Origin of the sequence: Streptomyces sp. NRRL F-5135 (assembly GCF_000719775.1) — a bacterium.
Classification (GTDB): domain Bacteria; phylum Actinomycetota; class Actinomycetes; order Streptomycetales; family Streptomycetaceae; genus Streptomyces; species Streptomyces hebeiensis.
The window spans coordinates 45,538-62,108 of sequence record NZ_JOHR01000010.1 but is presented as its reverse complement, the minus strand read 5'-3'; the positions used below and the strand labels follow the sequence as shown (position 1 = coordinate 62,108).

The following is a 16,571-nucleotide window of genomic DNA, read 5'->3' as shown; positions in this document are numbered from 1 at the left end:
GCAGTGGTTCACCGAGACGCTTTTGTGCGCTGGGGCCCGCCGAACGCGGCGCAGGACGCAAGAGCCGCCCGAACCCTCGCTCGGGCAGGTGGGTCGGTGGCATGGTTGTGGCCCACACCGACCGGTCGGTGTGGGCCACAACCACATAACCGGCGCGTGAAAGCACCTGGCCCGGGCGTCGGGCCCGAGCCCGCCGGGCGTCAGTCCGTGAGGTAGTTCCGCAGGCCGGGGACGGTCAGGGTGCCGCCGAACTGGCCCGCCTGGATGACCTCCACGTCCGTGAAGAAGGCGTACGGGACGTTCAGCGGCGGCGGGGTCTCCGGGCTGAAGGTGATCGGGACGATGCCGAAGAGATTGCCCGTCAGCTTCTCCGTGTACATCGTCACCTCGCCGTCGCGGAAGGTGGACGTCGAGCCCTCGGCCGCCTTCACGTTCCCCGTCTTTCCCTCGGGGTAGACGACGGTCTGGTGCAGGTCCTTGATGTCGATGGAGGTGGACGTGAACTTCAGCGCCTTCTTGACCTCTCCGGCGGCCGTCCGCACCTCCACGATCCCCTTGTAGTCGAGCCCGCGCAGCGTGAGCAGCGTGCTGTGCAGCGTCCAGGGGTCGTCGGGCAGCAGCGGAATGCCCGGCTCCTCCTCTGCCGCGGCGAGGGCGTCGGGGTCCGGGGTGGGGCAGGGGAAGGGTTCCTTGCCGCTCGCCGCGGAGGGGATGTCGTCGTCCTTACGGGCTTCGAGGCCCTTGGCGGCGTCGTCCAGTTCCTCGACGGAGGCGCCGGCCTTCCGGGCCGCTTCCTCGATGGACTTCCGGGTCTCGTCCGCCGCGTCGTCGGCGTCGTCGGAGGCCCTGCCGTCGGAGGCCGTGTCGTCGGAGGCCGTGTCCGAGCCGTCCTTCTTCTTGCCGGAGCCCTTGTCGGCTCCCTCGTCGGTGCCGTTGTCCGCGGCCTTGTCGGCGTCCTCGGCTCCGGCCTTGTCCTTGTCCTTGTCCTTGTCGGCAGCCTCGCCCGATGACGTGCCCGGGTCCGTGTCCGTGGGCCGGTCCGCCGTGGCGCCCGGCTCCGGGCCGGCCGTCTCCTTCTTGCCGTCACCGCCGAACAGGCCGCCCAGCGCGTCGCCCAGGCCCAGCGGATCGAGCGGGTTCCTGGTCTTCGTCGGGGTGGGTGCCGGTGTCGGCGTGGGAGTCGGTGCGGGACTCCCCGAGGGCGACGGCGACGGTGCGGTCCCCGGCCGCGACGCGCCCGTGTCGGCCGCGTCCCCCGTATCCCCCGTACCGCCGTCACCCGAGGGACTCCGCTCCCCGTCCGGCCGCTCGTCCTGCCCGCTGCCCGACGGGGCCGGGCTCCCGGAGGGGGACCCGTCCGGCTTCGAACTGCCGGACGCGGACGGCGAGGGCGACGCGGAGGCGTCCGGCCCGTCCGAGCGCGTCACGCACGGGCCCGGCGCGAAGGGGATGTCCTTGCTGTCCTCGGCCAGCGCGAGCCGGGGGGTGAGCCCCATCCCCACGAAGACCGCCGTCGGCATCGCGGCCAGGGCCATGGCCTTGCCCGCGGGTATCTGGAGCTTCGTCAGGAGCGACTTTCTCGGTGCCGCGTGACGCGGCCCCTTTCTCGTACGGGGCGTCTCGCCCCCGGCCGCGTCGCGCGGCGCACCGTCACCCCGCACTTTTCCTCCCGCCGTTCGCTTGGGCAGTCATATCCGGGACGTTCGGGGCCTCCCCGTCGCGCGGCTCGGGGAAGAAGGGGTCGTCGTCGGGGACCGGCGCTCCGCGGGGTGTGTCCGGACCGGCCGCCGGTCTGACGGGGGCGCCGGGGGCCCAGGAGATGGAGAGCGCGCCGCCGATCAGGGCGAACAGGAAGCCCAGCAGGAAACCGCCGATGTTGGACACCGGGATCGACACCAGCGCGAGCAGGATCGCGGCGACACCGGCGAAGACGCGGACGATGCTCTGGAACCACATCGTCAGACCCAGTGTCACCAGCAGGACGCCGATGATCAGCGATCCCGCGCCCGCCGTGGTGGACATGGCCAGGGTCAGGTTGCCGAGATGGAGCTGCGCGTAGGGGAAGTAGGCGATCGGCAGTCCGCCGAGCAGGGTGAACAGGCCCGCCCAGAACGGCCGGGTGCCTCGCCAGGCGCGGAACCGAAGCCGCCAGTACGTGAATCCGCGGGAACCTGTGGACTCGGCGCTCATGGAAAACAGCTCCCTGGAAAGCGGTGTTGCGGTGAGAGACAGGGCCGGGCGGGCCGGGCGAGCCGCTGGTCCGGGCCGCCCGCCCCGCCCGGAGGGTGCCTAGTAGCACTCGTATTTCTTGGGATCGCCGACCTTGAGCCGCAGACTCAGGTCAGGCAGTTTGAACGTGCCCGCGGTGGTGGCCCAGGCGGTCTGCTTCACATCGGTCAGCGTGGCGGTCTCGGACTCCTGGCTGAAACCGTTCGGGTTGGCCTTCGTCCCCGGCTGGATGCCCGGCGACTTGTTCTGACCGGCGGCCACGCCGATGTTGATGTTCTTGAACTCCGCGTCGGCGTCGAGGGACTCGACGTCGAGGTACAGGTTCTGCGCCTCGATGTCCCGGCCCTTGTCACCGGCGTTCAGCACGAGCGTCACACTCGTGCCGAGGACCGGCAGCGGGGTGACCACGGACTGGCACATTTTCGTGATCTCGGCGGTCTTGAAACCGGAGACGGCGACCGGGTGGATGGCCTTGTTGCCCTCCATGTCCACGCCCTCGGCGACCCCGCCGTACTGGACGAAGTCGTGACCGACGAGCTTGGCGGCCCGCACCTTGAAGCTCTGGCCCGACACACTGAACGACGCCGCCAGCGCCCCCTGCGCGAGCGCGACACCTATCGCTGCCGTGGCGGCGACACTTGGCACCATGACGACGGCGAACCGCCGCCATCTGGTCCCGCCACGAACTTGGGACTCCATGAATGTCCTCCTTCTCGGACGTACATCTCCGGTCGGGCCGGAGCCCGTCCTGGGATGGGAGAAGTGCTACGTCCTCGGGAAGGAGAGCGCCCGTTCCCCTCAGGCGCGACTGCGTCCGAAAGCACCGGCGATCACCCCCGAGCGACAACCACTGGCCACGCCTTCGCGCAACCTCTGGACAGGCCCTGCCCCTTGGGCAAGGACCCCCCTGTCCGGGCCGGCGGACGTGCCACCGGTCCGCCCGGTGGGGACCCAGGACCGCGACCGCGGCTGGCTGCCGCGCCGGCGCGGTGATGGAACCGAGCGTCGCCGATCGTGGTGCATTCGCGCCCAGGACACAAGGGGGTTCGTTACTGGCTAGTAACGGCCTGACAGCCGGGGCACGACCCCGTGATATCGGGCAGGCACGCACGGTGCCTCCCCTCGCGGCGACAAAAGCGGCAAGGTCCCCCACAGCAGGACAGAGGAAGTGGGTTGATTTACTGCGAGTAACAGTGCCGCACTTTACCAAGTTTCGGTAAAGTGCGGACGCCGATGTCACATTGTCGCCAAATCCATGGCGGTGTCACGGTGGTGACGGCGCTACGGGGCGAAAACGTCGGCGCCCGACACTATGTCAGGCCCTCCGCACCGCCGCCACGCCACCCCCACCACCGGTCCCGGCCCCGCCGGGGCTGTCGGAAAGGCGACGCCGGAGCCGTCGCCAGAGCCGTCCCCGGGGTTGTCACCGGGCTGTCAGAAGAGGACCCTCGCCAGCGCCGAGCGGGCGGCGGTCACCCGTACGTCGTCCGGGCCGATCACCTCGAACAGCTCCAGCAGCCGCACCCGGGCCGCCTCCCTGTCCTCGCCGGCCGTCCGGCGCACCGCCTCCACCAGCCGTCCGAAGGCGTCCTCCACATGCCCGCCGACCAGGTCGAGGTCGGCGGCGGCGATCTGCGCCTGCACGTCGCCCGGCCGCCGCGCCGCGTCGTCGCGCACCTTCTGCGCGTCCATGTCCCGGACCCGGCCGAGCAGTTCGGCCTGTGCGAGGCCCAGCTTGGCCTCCGTGTTGCCGGGGTCGTCGGACAGGACGTTGCGGTACGCCTGGGCCGCGCCGGCGAAGTCGTCGGCGTCCAGCGCGCGGACGGCCGCCTCCAGCAGGGCGTCGTACGGTCCCGGCGGCGCCGCCTGCGGTTCCGCGCCGGCCGCCGCGTCCGCGTCCGCGTCCACCGCGATGCCGGTCAGCCCGAAGCGCTCCTCGGCGACCTGGATGAGCTGGTCCAGGGTCTGCCGGATCTGGGCCTCCGGCGCCGCGCCCTGGAAGAGCGGCAGCGCCTGGCCCGCCACCACCGCGAAGACGGCCGGGATGCCCTGGATCCCGAACTGCTGCATCAGCATCTGGTTGGCGTCGACGTCGACCTTGGCGAGCACGAACCGGCCGTTGTACTCCCGCGCCAGCCGCTCCAGCACCGGGCTCAGCTGCTTGCACGGCTCGCACCACTCGGCCCAGAAGTCGACGACGACCGGGGCCTCGGTGGAGCGCTGGAGGACATCGCGCTCGAAGCCCGCCTCGTCGACGTCGATCACCAGGTTCGACGGGGACACGGCGGGGGTCCCGCCCTGGCGGGCCGCCTCCGCGCGGGCCTGCTCCGCCTTCGCCTTGGCCTCACCGGCCGCTTTCACCGCGGCGAGGTCGACGACGCCGCTCATGGACATGTTCCTAGGCTGCATGAGTACATCCTCCCCCTTCCGCGCACACTTGAGAAAAGCGGTGCGTTCACCGACGTTTCGCGAGTCGGCCGGCGGCTTCCGCCACACGGCTCCCGCACGGTGCGCGTCCACCACACGCTTACGCTACGGCTCGTAGCGTAACGTGCCGCCCCGGGCCGGGACACGGGACACCCGGTGACCTGGCTCACAACACATCGGCCGCCGCCCGCTATCGTCGGTCGTCATGCCCCGCCGTACCCATCCCGCAGACGACGCGCGCGCACCCGCGGCGACGTCGTCCCCCGTGGGCCGCCCCGGCCGCCCGCGCAGGCCGGAGACGGATTCCGCGATCCTGGCGGCGACCCGGGCCGCGCTGGTGGAGCTGGGCTGGTCCAAGCTGACGATGAGCGACGTGGCGAAACGCGCCGGAGTCGCCAAGACCACGCTCTACCGGCGCTGGTCCGGCCGGTGCGACCTGGTCGTGGACGCGGTCGCGGTCCTCTTCGACGATCTCGAACTCCCCGACCGGGGCAGTCTCGCGGCCGATGTCGAAGGAGTGGTGCTCCAGTTCGCCGCGCTGCTGGCGCGGCCGGAGGCCGGGGCCTCGCTGCTGGCACTGGTCGCGGAGTCCACGCGCGACCAGACACTGCGGCAGCGGATCCGTCACTCGATCGTGGACCGCCAGAAGCGCCTGGTACTGCTGGGCCGGGAACGCGCCCGGCTGCGCGGTGAGCTGCCGTACGAGCCGGACCCGGAGGCGGCCGGCCGCACCGCGGACCTGGTCTTCGACGTGATCGCCGGGGCGGTGCTGCACCGCGCGCTGGTCAGCGCGCGGCCGGTGGACGAGGGCTGGACGCGCGCGTTCACCGCGCTGCTGCTGGACGGCCTGTCGCCGACGGGGGCGCGGGGCTGACACCGGAGCCGCCGGAATCGGCGGTGCGGTCGGAGCCGGAGCCGGCGGTGGGGCCGGAGCCCGCGCAGCGCCCCCGTCCCGTGTCCACCGGCACGATCCGCACCTTGCCCGCCGGGACCTTGAGCGTGTCGCCGGATTCCCGGTCCCGGAGCACCGCGTCGCCGCCCGCGACCCCGAACGACAGATAAGGGCGCGTGGGATCGAGCCGCCCGCCCTCGCCGGGCAGCGAGGCGAGCGGGACGGTCGGCTCCAGGCACGACCACTCCGGCTCGACACCGAAGTACGAGGGAGCCGGGTCGCCCTTCCGCGCGGCCTCCGCCGTCCGGCGTGCCGCCCCGGTCGCGTCGTCGACGGCGATCCCGCCCGCGGTGACCAGGAAGACGGCGAGCAGCGCGAGGTACATCAGCCCGTTCATGCGCTCGTCCGGCTTCACGTAGTGGAAGTGCTTCGCGATCCCCCAGACCGCGGGCAACAACAGGACGGGCAGCAGGAAGGAGACCAGTCTGAGTGCCGAGGCGAACTGCCAGATCGGCGGTACGTCGAGGTCCCCGGGCGAGAGCGAGAGCGCGTCCGCGTAGAGCGCGTGCAGCACCGAACCGGCCCCGACGAAGGAGGAGAACACCAGCGTCACCACCAGCGGCACCACCCAGGTCGCCCACTCGCCCCAGCTCCACTGCCGCACCAGCAGCCACAGCGCGGCGGCCAGGACCAGTCCGTAGAGGTTGGTCGCGGCCTGTGACGTGGACAGGCCGCCGTCGGAGAAGGAGATGCCGAGGAACACGACACCGAGGAACACGGTGAGCAGCAGATTGGTGGACCGCTCGCCGACCCGGTCCATCGTGAGCCCGGCCCACGTGCCGACACCGAGAGCGATCAGGGCCACGCCCGCCCAGCCGTAGCGGGCGGCGCCGGTGCTGTGGACCGCGATGACCGCGGCCATCGCCATCACGAAGAACGACAGCGCCAGCCGGGCGAGGCGCCGGTCGAGCTGGCCCTCGGGACGCCGGGACGAGGCGGGCCGCCGCCTGCGCCCGTCCATGGGCCGTACGGAGACGTCGCCGCGGGCGGCCGCGCCGCCCGGGAGATCCGCGCGGGCCAGCCGCAACGCCTCCAGCGGGGCGCCGGAGACCATCGTGCCCGTGTCGTACGCGCCCGTCCGGGCGGCCCAGCGTCCGAGCCGGCGCCTCACACGGGTGACGAGCCGGCCCCTGGCGGGCGAGCCCGGGGGGCGCGCGGTGCGCCGGGGCGCCGAGTGGGCCAGCCACTCCGGCAGCAGGTCGACGTCGCGCTCCAGCCGGTCGGCCCGCCGCACGTACATCTCCAGCTGCGCGGCGCGCGCGGCGCGGCGCACGTGCCAGGCGGCCCCCCGCTCGGCGCGGCGGGCCGAGCCGTACAGCCGTACCTCGACGCGGTAGAGCCGGGCGGCGGGGTCCGGGCGCAGGGCCGCGCCGGGACCGCTCGCGCCGCCGGGCGGGGAGTGGTCGAGGACGAGCCAGCCGTGGGCCTCGAAGACCTGCTCGGCCTCGGCCCAGTCGCGGTCCCCGCCCCGCACCTCGACCAGCGCCAGCACCCGCTGGTCGTAGCGTGCCCGTGCGATACGCCCTGCCATACGCCCCCCCGTTCCCCCGGCTCCTGGTACCTGGCCCCGGTCGTCACCTCTCGTCGCACCCTCGTCGCGGGCGCGTCATCATCTGGCCAGTCGGCCCGGCAACGCCGAAGCCGCCACAATGCCCGCGACCGCCGCCGCCGGCAACGCGCCGTGGTCCAGCAGCAGATGGGACGGCGTGCCGAGCAACAGCCCGCGCAGGGCGTCCACCTGGTAGCTCAGCGGGTTCGCCCTGCTGACCGCCTGGAGCCAGGCCGGCATGATCGCCACCGGATAGAGGGCGTTGGAGGCGAAGAACAGCGGCATGGTGATGGCCTGGCCGATCCCCATCAGCCGGTCGCGGGTGAGCACGATCCCCGCGATGGTCATCGAGAGGCAGGAGAAGGAACGCCGAGCCGAGGACGACGACGACCGCCACGCCGTACCCGCCCGGGCAGGCCCGTCAGCCCAGCAGCGCGAGCAGTCGCCCCAGCGCATCCATGACGGGCCTGCCCACCTCGCCCACGGTCGCCGCGATCTGCGAGACGGACGCCAGGGTCATGCCGCGCTCCCGCAGGGCGGCCCGGTCGGGGGTGAGCGCGGGCAGCGCGTTCTCCACGGTCTGGGCCTGTTCCGGGGTGAGCTCCGGGCGCAAATCCTTGAGGAGGCCCCTGAGGTCCGTCACGGCGGCTTGGAGCTCGGCGTCCTGAGCGGTGCCGTCGTTGTGGACGACGGTGCCGTGGTTGATGCCGATGACCTTTTCGCCGTTGTTCACGTTGACGACGTCGCTGTAGTAGTGCGATATGTCGCTCATAGTGTGATCCCCGTGTTTCCTCTGCCGCCGTTCATGTTGACGACGGAACCGAAGTTGTTCGTGGTGTTGTGCTGCTCGAGGACGGCGGAGAACTCGTATTCCGGGTGGTCGATCGCGTACACGATCTGCCCGGCGATCACCCGCAGTTCGTCCATGGTCGGCAGGGTCAGGACCACCCTGGAACCGCTGTTCATCTCGACGACCAGCACCGGCTTCCTCGACCAGAGCAGGACGATGCAGACAAAGACCAGGATGAACAGGGTCAGGACGCCCGCGGCATAGCCGCCGCCCCCGCCGCCCCCGCCGCCCCCGTCCGTGAAGTCGAGCTGGGCGGAGACCACGGAGGCGAAGACCACCAACAGCAGGAAGTAGGCGCCGGCCTTGCCCCAGGCGGGCTTCAGCCTGAACGCTTCGACCCAGCTGACATTGCGCAACGGAACCGCCGCCGACCCCACCCACAGGATCTGCCGCTGGACCCGGAGTTCCAGCGGCTTTCCCCTGCGGGGAGGCGGCGGCATCGGCGGTATCCGAGGAGGCGGCTGCGGCGGCTCGGGGGGCCGGGGCGGAAGCTGTGACGGAGGCCCGGGAGGAGGTACGGGAGGAGGTACGCCAATGCCGCCTGTGTGATCCATGAGCCCCCCGTACTGCCGTCACAACCATCCGCGCGGCGCGCAATGCGCGGCGCGGGAGCCTCATTAAGCCTGTGTGGGGTCGTGGGACGGCAGACGAGATACGGCCAATTTGCCTGGCTCCCGCACGGGTTGGCTGGGGTTCGTCGTCAAGCACAAGGGACTCGGCGCAAGCAACTTCGGTGCGCGCTGACCGGACGCACGGCCAGGAGCCGCTCGGTGACGTCCAGCTCGTGGATCTTCCGGTCGGTGCCGGCGCCGACGTGTCCGCCCGCGAGGTGGCTGTGCCACCGTCGATGGCACAGCACGCGTCGTGGATGTCCATCCTCCGGTCGACGGCAAGGTTCTCGCGGTGAACCAGGCGCTCGTCGATGACCCGAACCTTTTGACATCCTCCCCTCCCTGAAGGGAGGGGATTCCTGGCTCAGGCTGCCTCCGGGAGCAGCGCCCCCGGAGGTCTTGCGCCCTCGGCACCAGCCGGGTTGAGACCAGCCCGGACCAGCATCACGTGCGCGGAGTTCTTGTCCCGGGGCGAGTCGGCTCCGCACGCGGTGCAGGTGTAGATACGCTCTGAAAGAGGTAGTGCGTGCTTGGTTCTCGCTCCGCACGACGCGCAGTCCATGGTGGTGTGCGCGGGATGCACGAGACGCACATCGCGTCCGTGCTTGCGGCCCATCTCGATCAGGGCCGTCTTGGTGGCGCCGATCGCCGCGTCAGCGGCTTTACGGGCCATGGTCGTCTTCGTCAGGAACTTCGGCCGGAAGTCCTCAACGGCGATGGCGTCGTGGTCGGTCACGACGCGCTTGGCCCACTTGCGGGCGGTGTCCTGGCGTTGCCGGGCCACCTTCTTGTGCAGCTTCGCCGTCTGCGCCTGGGCCTCCCGGTAGCCCTTCGAGGCGGCTTGCCCGCGCGCGGGGCGGCGGCGGGCCGTCATCCGCTGGTAGTGGGCGAGTCGCCGCGCCGCGCGCTTGCCGTGCTCGGCGTGCGGGAGGTCGTGGGCGTCGGATGTGGTGGTGGCGGTCTCCTTGACGCCCCAGTCCACGCCGAGCATACGGCCGGTGGCCGGGAGAGGCTGGGCTTCGGTGGCGACGACGAACGACGCGTACCAGTGCCCCACGGAGTCGCGGTGGACGCGCACCGAGGAGGGAGCGGCAGGCAGTTCGCGCGACCACACCACGGTCAGGACGATGCCGCCCGCCAGGCGCAGGCGTCCGTCCTTCAGCCGGAATCCGCGCCGCGTGTAGTTCAGCGTGGGCAGCGCGTCCCGTTTCCGCTTGATGCGGGGCATTCCGGCGCGCTGCCCGACCGGCAGCTTCGCCTTGATGTCCTTGAGCGCCTTGGCCCGGGACGTGGCGAAGTCCCGGATGGTCTGCTGCTGCGGAACCGAGGCGCCTTCACGCAGCCAGGCCATGGCGTTGCGGGCATCGGTCAGCATCTTGTCGAGCTGCGCCGGACCGCACGTCGCCTTCTCAGCCACGTCGCGGTTCGCGGCGTGGACCTTGCGGGACATGGCCACGCACTCGTTCCACACCCACCGGCAGCGCGCCCACTCCGCGAGGAGGCCCGTGCGGGCGGTCGACGACACGCGGAGCCGGAAGGTGTACCGGGCGTGCCCGGTACACCTTCCGGCATCTGCGGTGTCGTCATGCCACCATTCTACCACTACAGTTGAGGCATGGATCATGAAGTGCGCATCACACTCAGACTGCCCGCCGACCTGCACGAGTGGCTGGTCTCTGAGGCCAAGTCCGCCCGCAGGTCCCTCAACTCCGAAATCCTGCACCGGCTCGAGGCCGGGCGCGGCAACGCCTCGGCAGAAGACCAATCGCCCTGAAGGCGATCCGGCCTGAAGGCCGGGGCATCCTCGGAGGTGTCAGGTGAACGAGGACCCGTATGACGCGCGGTTCCGCAAGATCGAACCCTCCGACGAGTCCCAGTACGACAAGCTCCTCGACGCCGACGCCGACGTCAAGGCGCACATCGGCTGACCGGGAAGCGGGGATCTGCTCCGGCTAGAACCCGGGCGGTTCCGTGTACGTTCCCCACTCGTCGCGCAGCGCGCCGCAGATCTCGCCCAGGGTCGCCTCCGCCCGTACGGCCTCCAGCATCGGCCCGATCATGTTCGAGCCGTCCCGGGCCGCCTTCAGCATGGCGGCGAGTCCCGCCCGCACCCGGGCGTCGTCCCGCGCGCCCCTGCGGGCCGCCAGGACGCCCACCTGCTCGCGCTCGACCTCGTGGCTGACCCGGAGGATCTCCAGGTCGCCGGTGACCGAGCCCTGGTGGACGTTGACGCCGACGACCCGCTTGTCGCCCTTCTCCAGTGAGCGCTGGTACCGGAAGGCCGACTCGGCGATCTCACCGGTGAACCAGCCATCCTCGATCCCGCGCAGGATGCCGGAGGTGACTGGGCCGATCGGGTGCCTGCCGTCGGGGTGGGCCCGCAGGCCGCGCTCCTTGATCCGCTCGAAGATCTTCTCTGCGTCCGCCTCGATCCGGTCCGTCAGCTGCTCCACGTACCAGGAGCCGCCGAGCGGGTCCGCCACATTGGCCACGCCGGTCTCCTCCATGAGCACCTGCTGGGTGCGGAGCGCGATCTCGGCGGCCCGCTCGCTCGGCAGGGCGAGCGTCTCGTCCAGCGCGTTGGTGTGCAGGGAGTTCGTCCCGCCGAGGACCGCGGCCAGCGCCTCGACCGCCGTCCGCACGACGTTGTTGTACGGCTGCTGCGCGGTGAGCGAGACGCCGGCGGTCTGGGTGTGGAAACGCAGCCACTGCGCCTTGTCCGTGCGCGCCCCGTACACCTCCTTCATCCAGCGCGCCCAGATCCGGCGCGCGGCGCGGAACTTCGCGATCTCCTCGAAGAAATCGAGGTGGGCGTCGAAGAAGAAGGACAGGCCGGGCGCGAAGGTGTCCACGTCCAGGCCGCGGCTGAGCCCGAGCTCCACGTAGCCGAAGCCGTCCGCCAGCGTGTACGCCAGCTCCTGCGCGGCCGTCGAGCCGGCCTCGCGGATGTGGTAGCCGGAGACGGAGAGCGGCTTGTATGCGGGGATCTCGCGCGCGCAGTGCTCCATCAGGTCGCCGATCAGGCGCAGATGCGGCTCGGGCTGGAAGAGCCACTCCTTCTGCGCGATGTACTCCTTGAAGATGTCGGTCTGGAGCGTGCCGTTGAGGACGGCCGGGTCGACCCCCTGGCGCTCCGCCGCGACCAGGTACATGCAGAAGACGGGGACCGCGGGACCGCTGATCGTCATGGAGGTCGTGACGTCACCGAGCGGGATGTCCCCGAAGAGGATCTCCATGTCGGCCGCCGAGTCGATGGCGACACCGCAGTGGCCGACCTCGCCGAGCGAGCGCGGATCGTCGGAGTCCCGGCCCATCAGCGTCGGCATGTCGAACGCGACGGACAGGCCGCCACCGCCCGCGGCGAGGATCATCTTGTAGCGCTCGTTCGTCTGCCGGGCGTTGCCGAAGCCCGCGAACTGCCGGATGGTCCAGGAGCGGCCGCGGTAGCCGGTCGGGTGGAGGCCCCGGGTGAAGGGGTACTCACCGGGCCAGCCGATGCGCTCGAATCCCTCGTACGTGTCACCGGGCCGGGGCCCGTAGACGGGCTCGACGGAATCACCCGAAAGTGTGGTGAAATCCGCGTCGCGCTTGCGGGCCTTGTCGTACCGCGCCTGCCAGCGACGGCGCCCCTCTTCGATGGCGTCAGCGTCCATGCGCCAAATTTACTTGGACGTCCTACTATCTGTCGACAGCGGACAGCAGACCGCCCGCACGACTGTGCGGGCGGAGGGGGACGGCCGTCAGGCCTTGGCGGTCTCCGGGTCGGCGTCGGCGTCCGCGATCAGCGCGCGCGTCTCCCGGGTGATCTTCGGTTCGACGAAGAACGAGGCGGCCGGGATACAGCCGGCGGCCAGCACCCAGAGCAGCTTCCCGAACGGCCACTTCGCCTTGGAGCCCAGATCGAAGGCGAAGATCACGTAGATGATGAAGAGCACCCCGTGGATCTGGGAGATCAGCATCGTGTCGCCGGTGTCGAACCCGTACTTCAGGATGATCGCCACGGTGAAGACGAGCAGCCAGACGGCGGTGACGTAGGCCATCACCCGATAACGGGACAGCACGGTTTGTTTCATGGCTACGAGCGTAACCGTCCGGAATTCGCGGCAGGACGCCGGGGAGCGTGCCGTCGGCCGGTCGGGCGGGTGCGGTTGACGGCACGGCGACGCGGAGAAAAGCGCCCCGAGCCACCCGGGACCGGCACCCCGTCCGCCGACCGGTCCAGGGTCCCCTCCAGGCCCCGGGTCCTGGTCCAGGTCCAGGTCCCGGTCGGTCCGCGCTCCCTCAGTCCGCGTCCTCGAAGTCCTGGGCCGCCACCCGCAGGGGCCGCAGCATCGAGAAGATCTCCGCGCACTGGTCCGTGTCGTACACGCCGAGCCCGAAGTCCATCTTCATCAGGTCCTCGGTGGCCGCCTCCACCACTTCACGGCCCTTGGCCGTGATGGAGGCGAGGATGCCCCGGCCGTCGTTGGGGTTGGGCCGCTTGTCGACCAGACCGGAGGTGACGAGCCGGTCGACGGTGTTGGTGACGGACGTGGGGTGGACCATCAGCCGCTCACCGATCTTGGACATCGGCAGCTCGCCCTCCTTGGAGAAGGTGAGCAGCACGAGCGCCTCGTACCGCGCGAAGGTCAGCCCGTACGGTTTGACCACCGCGTCGACCTCGGCGAGCAGGATCTGGTGCGCGCGCATGATCGAGGTGATCGCGCCCATGGACGGTGTGGACCCCCAGCGCCGCGTCCAGAGTTCGTCGGCGCGGGCGATGGGGTCGAAGGGAAGGCTGAGCGGCTTGGACACGGCATCGACCTTACCCACTGGTCACATCGGGGTCAGCACCGTCTCGCACTCCGGTCCGGCTCGCGGCCGGCACCCGGTTCCCAGGCAGTCGGGCCGCCGGGCAATCAGGCAGTCCCCGACCCCGCGCCGGGACACGGCACGGGGTCGGGGACGGACGTGTGACGGTCAGGCCGACAGATGCCGCTCCACCGTCTCGACCTTCGAGGTGAGGCCGTCCGTCACACCCGGCCGGACATCGGCCTTGAGGACGAGCGAGACGCGCGGCGCCCGGGCCTCCACGGCGGCGACGGCCCGCTTGACCACGTCCATCACCTCGTCCCAGTCACCTTCGACGGAGGTGAACATGGCGTCGGTACGGTTCGGCAGCCCGGACTCGCGGACCACGCGGACGGCGTCGGCGACGTACTCGCCGACGTCCTCCCCCACACCGAGGGGAGTCACGGAGAAGGCGACGATCACGCGTTGACCGTCCCCTCACGACGGGCGCGGGCCGCGATGATCTCGGCCTCGGCCTCGCGCTTGAGCTTGCGCTCGGCGAAGAAACCGCCGGCCGGCAGGACGGAGAGGACGAAGTAGAGCGCGGCGGTGCCGAAGGACCACTTCGTGCGGTTCCAGGCGTCCAGCCAGAAGACCACGTAGAGGATGAAGAGCACGCCGTGGATCGCACCCATCACCGGAACCGCGTTGAAGTCCGTCGTGCGCTTGAGCACCGAGCAGACGAGGAGCAGCAGGAACGAGACGGCCTCCGGCGCGGAGACCAGGCGGAGGCGGTGGAGGGAGGAGGCGGTCTTGATGTCCACGAGGCAACACCTTCGTCATCGGGGGGACGCGATCTTGTGAATGCGCGCACAAGCGTTGCCCCATTGTGACAGCCGGACTTTGCCGGACCGTGATCCGGGGTCCTCGATTCGCCGGACGGACGCCCGAGCACCCCGGGCACGACGCCCCGGGCACCCCGGGCACGACGGCCGGGACGGCCGGGACGAACCGGCGGAACGCGGAACGCGGCCCGGTACGGCCGGTACGCGCGCCCGGCCCTGTTCGCTGTCAGTGGTGCCGGTTACCTTCGATCCGTGGCTCAGTTCCGACTGCAAGGCAGCAAGGTGCTCGCCGTCGACATGTCCGGCGACGCCGTCAAGGCGAAGAACGGCTCGATGGTCGCGTACGACGGCCGGATGACCTTCAAGAAGATGTCCGGCGGCGGTGAGGGCCTGCGCGGGATGGTGACCCGCCGCCTCACGGGCGAACAGATGGAGGTCATGGAGGTGAAGGGGGAGGGCACCTGCTATTTCGCCGACCGCGCGAGCGAGATCAACCTGGTCTCGCTGCACGGCGACAAGCTCTGGGTCGAGGCGAGCAATCTGCTCTGCGCGGACGCGGGTCTGCGGACGGGCACGAGCTTCACCGGCCTGCGCGGCGGGGCGAGCGGGAACGGCCTGTTCACGACCACGGTCGAGGGCACCGGCCAGGCCGCCCTCATGTCGGACGGCCCGGCGGTGGTGCTGCGCGTGTCGCCCCAGTACCCGCTGCACGTGGACCCCGGCGCCTACATCGCGCACCAGGGCCAGGTGCGGCAGCACTTCCAGGCGGGGGTGAACTTCCGCACGCTCATGGGCGAGGGCTCGGGCGAGGCGTTCCAGATCCGGTTCGAGGGTGATGGGCTCGTCTACGTACAGCCGAGCGAGCGGAACACGATCGGGGGCGATGTCTGATGCCGTTCCGGGAGATCAACTCGAAGATGGTCGAGGCGACGGTGGCGCCCGGCCAGAAGATGTTCAGCCAGCGGGGAGCGATGCTCGCCTACCGGGGCGACGTCACCTTCACGCCGAACATCCAGGGCGGCCGGGGCGGGCTGATGTCGATGATCGGCCGGCGCGTGGCGAACGAGGCGACGCCGCTGATGACCGTGGAGGGCAGCGGCACGGTGATGTTCGGCCACGGCGGCCACCACATCCAGGTCGTCAACCTCTCCGGGGACACCCTGTACGTGGAGGCGGACCGGCTGCTCGCCTTCGACGGGACGCTCCGGCAGGGGACGATGTTCATGGGCTCGCAGGGCGGGGTGATGGGGATGGTGCGGGGCCAGGCCACCGGCCAGGGCCTGTTCACCACGACGCTGACGGGCCACGGCTCGGTCGCGGTGATGGCGCACGGCGGGGTGATCGAACTGCCGGTCACCCCGGGGCGGGCGGTCCATGTGGACCCGCAGGCGTATGTCGCCCACCACGGTGACGTGCGCAACAAGCTCTCCACGGCGCTGGGCTGGCGCGACATGGTGGGCCGGGGCTCGGGCGAGGCGTTCCAGCTGGAGCTGAGCGGCAGCGGTGCGGTGTACGTCCAGGCGTCGGAGGAGAAGCTTTGAGCACGCCCGTCATTCATGACCCGTTGACGCTGCCGAGCGACGACAACGTCAACCCGTACACCTTCTGCGTGGAGCTGGCGGGGAGCCAGTGGTTCCTCCAGAAGGGGAAGATGATCGCCTATTACGGGCAGATCGAGTTCGACGGGATAGGCCACGGCCGGTTCGAGCGGCTGCTGCGCACCAGCTTCCACTCGCCGCTGCACGCGGCGGACTGGGTGGTGGCGGAGGGCAGCGGCAAGATGCTGCTCGCCGACCGGGCCTTCGACGTCAACTCCTACGACCTTCAGGACGGAAATCTGACGATCCGCTCGGGGAACCTGCTCGCGTACCAGCCTTCCCTGGCGCTCAAGCAGTCGATCGTGCCGGGCTTCCTGACCTTGATCGGTACCGGGAAGTTCGTGGCGGCGTCCAACGGGCCCGTGGTGTTCATGGAACCACCGATCCGGGTGGATCCTCAGGCGCTGGTGGGCTGGGCGGACTGCCCGTCACCCTGCCACCACTACGATCACGGCTATATGACCGGCGTACTGGGCGGCGTCCGTTCGCTGACGGGTCTCGGGGGCACCTCGGGCGAGGAGCATCAGTTCGAGTTCGTGGGGGCCGGGACGGTGCTGTTGCAGTCCACGGAGATGCTCATGGCCGAGCAGCCGACAGGAGCGGTGACACCGGAGCCGGGGGTGCCCGGCGGCGGATCGGCACCGGGGGGCGCGGGGCCGGGCCAGCAGGGGTCGCTGCCCCGGATGCCCGGTCAGTTCGGGGACCTCCAGCGTCGCTTCGGTCTGTGAGCGGTACCCTGC

Annotated in this window: 19 protein-coding genes and 1 pseudogene; 6 read left to right on the top strand and 14 right to left on the bottom strand. The window is 70.7% G+C overall.

Translation table 11 applies throughout. The features are described from left to right. Positions 1 to 200: 200 nt before the first annotated feature. The 4 genes from IG02_RS0119290 to IG02_RS0119275 form a co-directional block, all read right to left on the bottom strand. Positions 201 to 1,661, bottom strand: a complete 1,461-nt coding sequence (locus tag IG02_RS0119290; protein WP_030749315.1) for a hypothetical protein — start codon at positions 1,659 to 1,661, stop codon at positions 201 to 203. Beyond that, the gene (locus IG02_RS0119285; RefSeq protein ID WP_030749312.1) at positions 1,651 to 2,190 is read right to left on the bottom strand and encodes a DUF6114 domain-containing protein; all 540 of its coding nucleotides are present in this window, start codon (positions 2,188 to 2,190) and stop codon (positions 1,651 to 1,653) included. The genes IG02_RS0119290 and IG02_RS0119285 overlap by 11 nt, the downstream gene beginning before the upstream one ends. A gap of 99 nt (positions 2,191 to 2,289) precedes the next feature. Then, a complete protein-coding gene (locus IG02_RS0119280; protein ID WP_030749308.1) occupies positions 2,290 to 2,928 on the bottom strand; it encodes a DUF6230 family protein in 639 nt (212 codons plus the stop codon). 735 nt (positions 2,929 to 3,663) lie between these two features. Next, positions 3,664 to 4,638, bottom strand: coding sequence for a tetratricopeptide repeat protein (locus IG02_RS0119275; RefSeq protein ID WP_199814042.1), 975 nt, complete (start codon positions 4,636 to 4,638; stop codon positions 3,664 to 3,666). A gap of 223 nt (positions 4,639 to 4,861) precedes the next feature. Here IG02_RS0119275 and IG02_RS0119270 point away from each other — a divergent pair, with 223 nt between their 5' ends. Continuing rightward, positions 4,862 to 5,530 carry a TetR/AcrR family transcriptional regulator gene (locus IG02_RS0119270; protein WP_051765321.1) on the top strand — a complete coding sequence of 223 codons (669 nt, stop codon included), beginning with the start codon at positions 4,862 to 4,864 and terminating at the stop codon, positions 5,528 to 5,530. On the opposite strand, the gene IG02_RS0119265 is transcribed toward IG02_RS0119270, so the two are convergent. From IG02_RS0119265 to IG02_RS0119250, 4 genes and pseudogenes are all read right to left on the bottom strand, one after another. Next, positions 5,481 to 7,139, bottom strand: coding sequence for a hypothetical protein (locus IG02_RS0119265; protein ID WP_051765319.1), 1,659 nt, complete (start codon positions 7,137 to 7,139; stop codon positions 5,481 to 5,483). The genes IG02_RS0119270 and IG02_RS0119265 overlap by 50 nt on opposite strands. Positions 7,140 to 7,217: 78 nt before the next feature. Next, positions 7,218 to 7,557: pseudogene (locus IG02_RS36625) on the bottom strand (ABC transporter permease); the annotation flags it as partial. 21 nt (positions 7,558 to 7,578) lie between these two features. After that, a complete protein-coding gene (locus IG02_RS0119255; RefSeq protein ID WP_030749296.1) occupies positions 7,579 to 7,929 on the bottom strand; it encodes a hypothetical protein in 351 nt (116 codons plus the stop codon). Beyond that, positions 7,926 to 8,447: a DUF6232 family protein gene (locus IG02_RS0119250; protein WP_030749294.1), complete on the bottom strand. Its 522-nt coding sequence runs from the start codon at positions 8,445 to 8,447 to the stop codon at positions 7,926 to 7,928. The genes IG02_RS0119255 and IG02_RS0119250 overlap by 4 nt, the downstream gene beginning before the upstream one ends. A gap of 424 nt (positions 8,448 to 8,871) precedes the next feature. Here IG02_RS0119250 and IG02_RS43925 point away from each other — a divergent pair, with 424 nt between their 5' ends. Continuing rightward, positions 8,872 to 8,964, top strand: a complete 93-nt coding sequence (locus IG02_RS43925; RefSeq protein WP_107055637.1) for a hypothetical protein — start codon at positions 8,872 to 8,874, stop codon at positions 8,962 to 8,964. 18 nt (positions 8,965 to 8,982) lie between these two features. On the opposite strand, the gene IG02_RS0119240 is transcribed toward IG02_RS43925, so the two are convergent. Then, on the bottom strand, positions 8,983 to 10,242 hold the full coding sequence (locus tag IG02_RS0119240) for an RNA-guided endonuclease InsQ/TnpB family protein (protein WP_420707770.1): 1,260 nt from the start codon (positions 10,240 to 10,242) through the stop codon (positions 8,983 to 8,985). Between IG02_RS0119240 and IG02_RS39510 the strand changes: the two genes are divergently transcribed. Continuing rightward, the gene (locus tag IG02_RS39510; protein WP_030749290.1) at positions 10,234 to 10,392 is read left to right on the top strand and encodes an Arc family DNA-binding protein; all 159 of its coding nucleotides are present in this window, start codon (positions 10,234 to 10,236) and stop codon (positions 10,390 to 10,392) included. The genes IG02_RS0119240 and IG02_RS39510 overlap by 9 nt on opposite strands. A gap of 178 nt (positions 10,393 to 10,570) precedes the next feature. Here the strand turns inward: IG02_RS39510 and IG02_RS0119225 are convergent, their stop codons facing one another. The 5 genes from IG02_RS0119225 to IG02_RS0119205 all read right to left on the bottom strand — a co-directional run bounded on the left by IG02_RS0119225 (position 10,571) and on the right by IG02_RS0119205 (position 14,212). After that, positions 10,571 to 12,271, bottom strand: a complete 1,701-nt coding sequence (locus tag IG02_RS0119225) for an acyl-CoA mutase large subunit family protein (protein ID WP_030749287.1) — start codon at positions 12,269 to 12,271, stop codon at positions 10,571 to 10,573. A gap of 87 nt (positions 12,272 to 12,358) precedes the next feature. Continuing rightward, complete coding sequence (locus IG02_RS0119220; protein ID WP_030749284.1) at positions 12,359 to 12,691, bottom strand: DUF3817 domain-containing protein; 333 nt, start codon at positions 12,689 to 12,691, stop codon at positions 12,359 to 12,361. Between the two features lie 208 nt (positions 12,692 to 12,899). After that, complete coding sequence (locus tag IG02_RS0119215) at positions 12,900 to 13,412, bottom strand: MarR family winged helix-turn-helix transcriptional regulator (RefSeq protein ID WP_030749280.1); 513 nt, start codon at positions 13,410 to 13,412, stop codon at positions 12,900 to 12,902. Between the two features lie 165 nt (positions 13,413 to 13,577). Further along, the gene (locus IG02_RS0119210; RefSeq protein ID WP_030749277.1) at positions 13,578 to 13,871 is read right to left on the bottom strand and encodes an MTH1187 family thiamine-binding protein; all 294 of its coding nucleotides are present in this window, start codon (positions 13,869 to 13,871) and stop codon (positions 13,578 to 13,580) included. Beyond that, positions 13,868 to 14,212 carry a DUF3817 domain-containing protein gene (locus IG02_RS0119205; protein ID WP_030749274.1) on the bottom strand — a complete coding sequence of 115 codons (345 nt, stop codon included), beginning with the start codon at positions 14,210 to 14,212 and terminating at the stop codon, positions 13,868 to 13,870. The genes IG02_RS0119210 and IG02_RS0119205 overlap by 4 nt, the downstream gene beginning before the upstream one ends. Before the next feature lie 318 nt (positions 14,213 to 14,530). Between IG02_RS0119205 and IG02_RS0119200 the strand changes: the two genes are divergently transcribed. From IG02_RS0119200 to IG02_RS0119190, 3 genes are read left to right on the top strand one after another with little or no spacing between them, the layout of a single operon-like run. Next, complete coding sequence (locus IG02_RS0119200; RefSeq protein ID WP_234314825.1) at positions 14,531 to 15,124, top strand: AIM24 family protein; 594 nt, start codon at positions 14,531 to 14,533, stop codon at positions 15,122 to 15,124. Next, the gene (locus IG02_RS0119195; protein ID WP_030749268.1) at positions 15,124 to 15,774 is read left to right on the top strand and encodes an AIM24 family protein; all 651 of its coding nucleotides are present in this window, start codon (positions 15,124 to 15,126) and stop codon (positions 15,772 to 15,774) included. The genes IG02_RS0119200 and IG02_RS0119195 overlap by 1 nt, the downstream gene beginning before the upstream one ends. Then, on the top strand, positions 15,771 to 16,559 hold the full coding sequence (locus tag IG02_RS0119190; RefSeq protein WP_030749265.1) for an AIM24 family protein: 789 nt from the start codon (positions 15,771 to 15,773) through the stop codon (positions 16,557 to 16,559). The genes IG02_RS0119195 and IG02_RS0119190 overlap by 4 nt, the downstream gene beginning before the upstream one ends. The last annotated feature ends 12 nt before the right edge of the window (positions 16,560 to 16,571 follow it).

Bases quoted from the DNA above. Each gene is read 5' to 3' on its own strand.
- IG02_RS0119240 (WP_420707770.1), bottom strand. From the start codon at position 10,242: ATGATCCATGCCTCAACTGTAGTGGTAGAATGGTGGCATGACGACACC.
- IG02_RS0119270 (WP_051765321.1), top strand. From the start codon at position 4,862: ATGCCCCGCCGTACCCATCCCGCAGACGACGCGCGCGCACCCGCGGCG.
- IG02_RS39510 (WP_030749290.1), top strand. From the start codon at position 10,234: ATGGATCATGAAGTGCGCATCACACTCAGACTGCCCGCCGACCTGCAC.
- IG02_RS0119280 (WP_030749308.1), bottom strand. From the start codon at position 2,928: ATGGAGTCCCAAGTTCGTGGCGGGACCAGATGGCGGCGGTTCGCCGTC.
- IG02_RS0119200 (WP_234314825.1), top strand. From the start codon at position 14,531: ATGTCCGGCGACGCCGTCAAGGCGAAGAACGGCTCGATGGTCGCGTAC.
- IG02_RS0119250 (WP_030749294.1), bottom strand. From the start codon at position 8,447: ATGCCGCCGCCTCCCCGCAGGGGAAAGCCGCTGGAACTCCGGGTCCAG.
- IG02_RS0119195 (WP_030749268.1), top strand. From the start codon at position 15,124: ATGCCGTTCCGGGAGATCAACTCGAAGATGGTCGAGGCGACGGTGGCG.
- IG02_RS0119225 (WP_030749287.1), bottom strand. From the start codon at position 12,271: ATGGACGCTGACGCCATCGAAGAGGGGCGCCGTCGCTGGCAGGCGCGG.
- IG02_RS0119275 (WP_199814042.1), bottom strand. From the start codon at position 4,638: ATGCAGCCTAGGAACATGTCCATGAGCGGCGTCGTCGACCTCGCCGCG.
- IG02_RS0119255 (WP_030749296.1), bottom strand. From the start codon at position 7,929: ATGAGCGACATATCGCACTACTACAGCGACGTCGTCAACGTGAACAAC.
- IG02_RS0119285 (WP_030749312.1), bottom strand. From the start codon at position 2,190: ATGAGCGCCGAGTCCACAGGTTCCCGCGGATTCACGTACTGGCGGCTT.
- IG02_RS0119220 (WP_030749284.1), bottom strand. From the start codon at position 12,691: ATGAAACAAACCGTGCTGTCCCGTTATCGGGTGATGGCCTACGTCACC.
- IG02_RS0119265 (WP_051765319.1), bottom strand. From the start codon at position 7,139: ATGGCAGGGCGTATCGCACGGGCACGCTACGACCAGCGGGTGCTGGCG.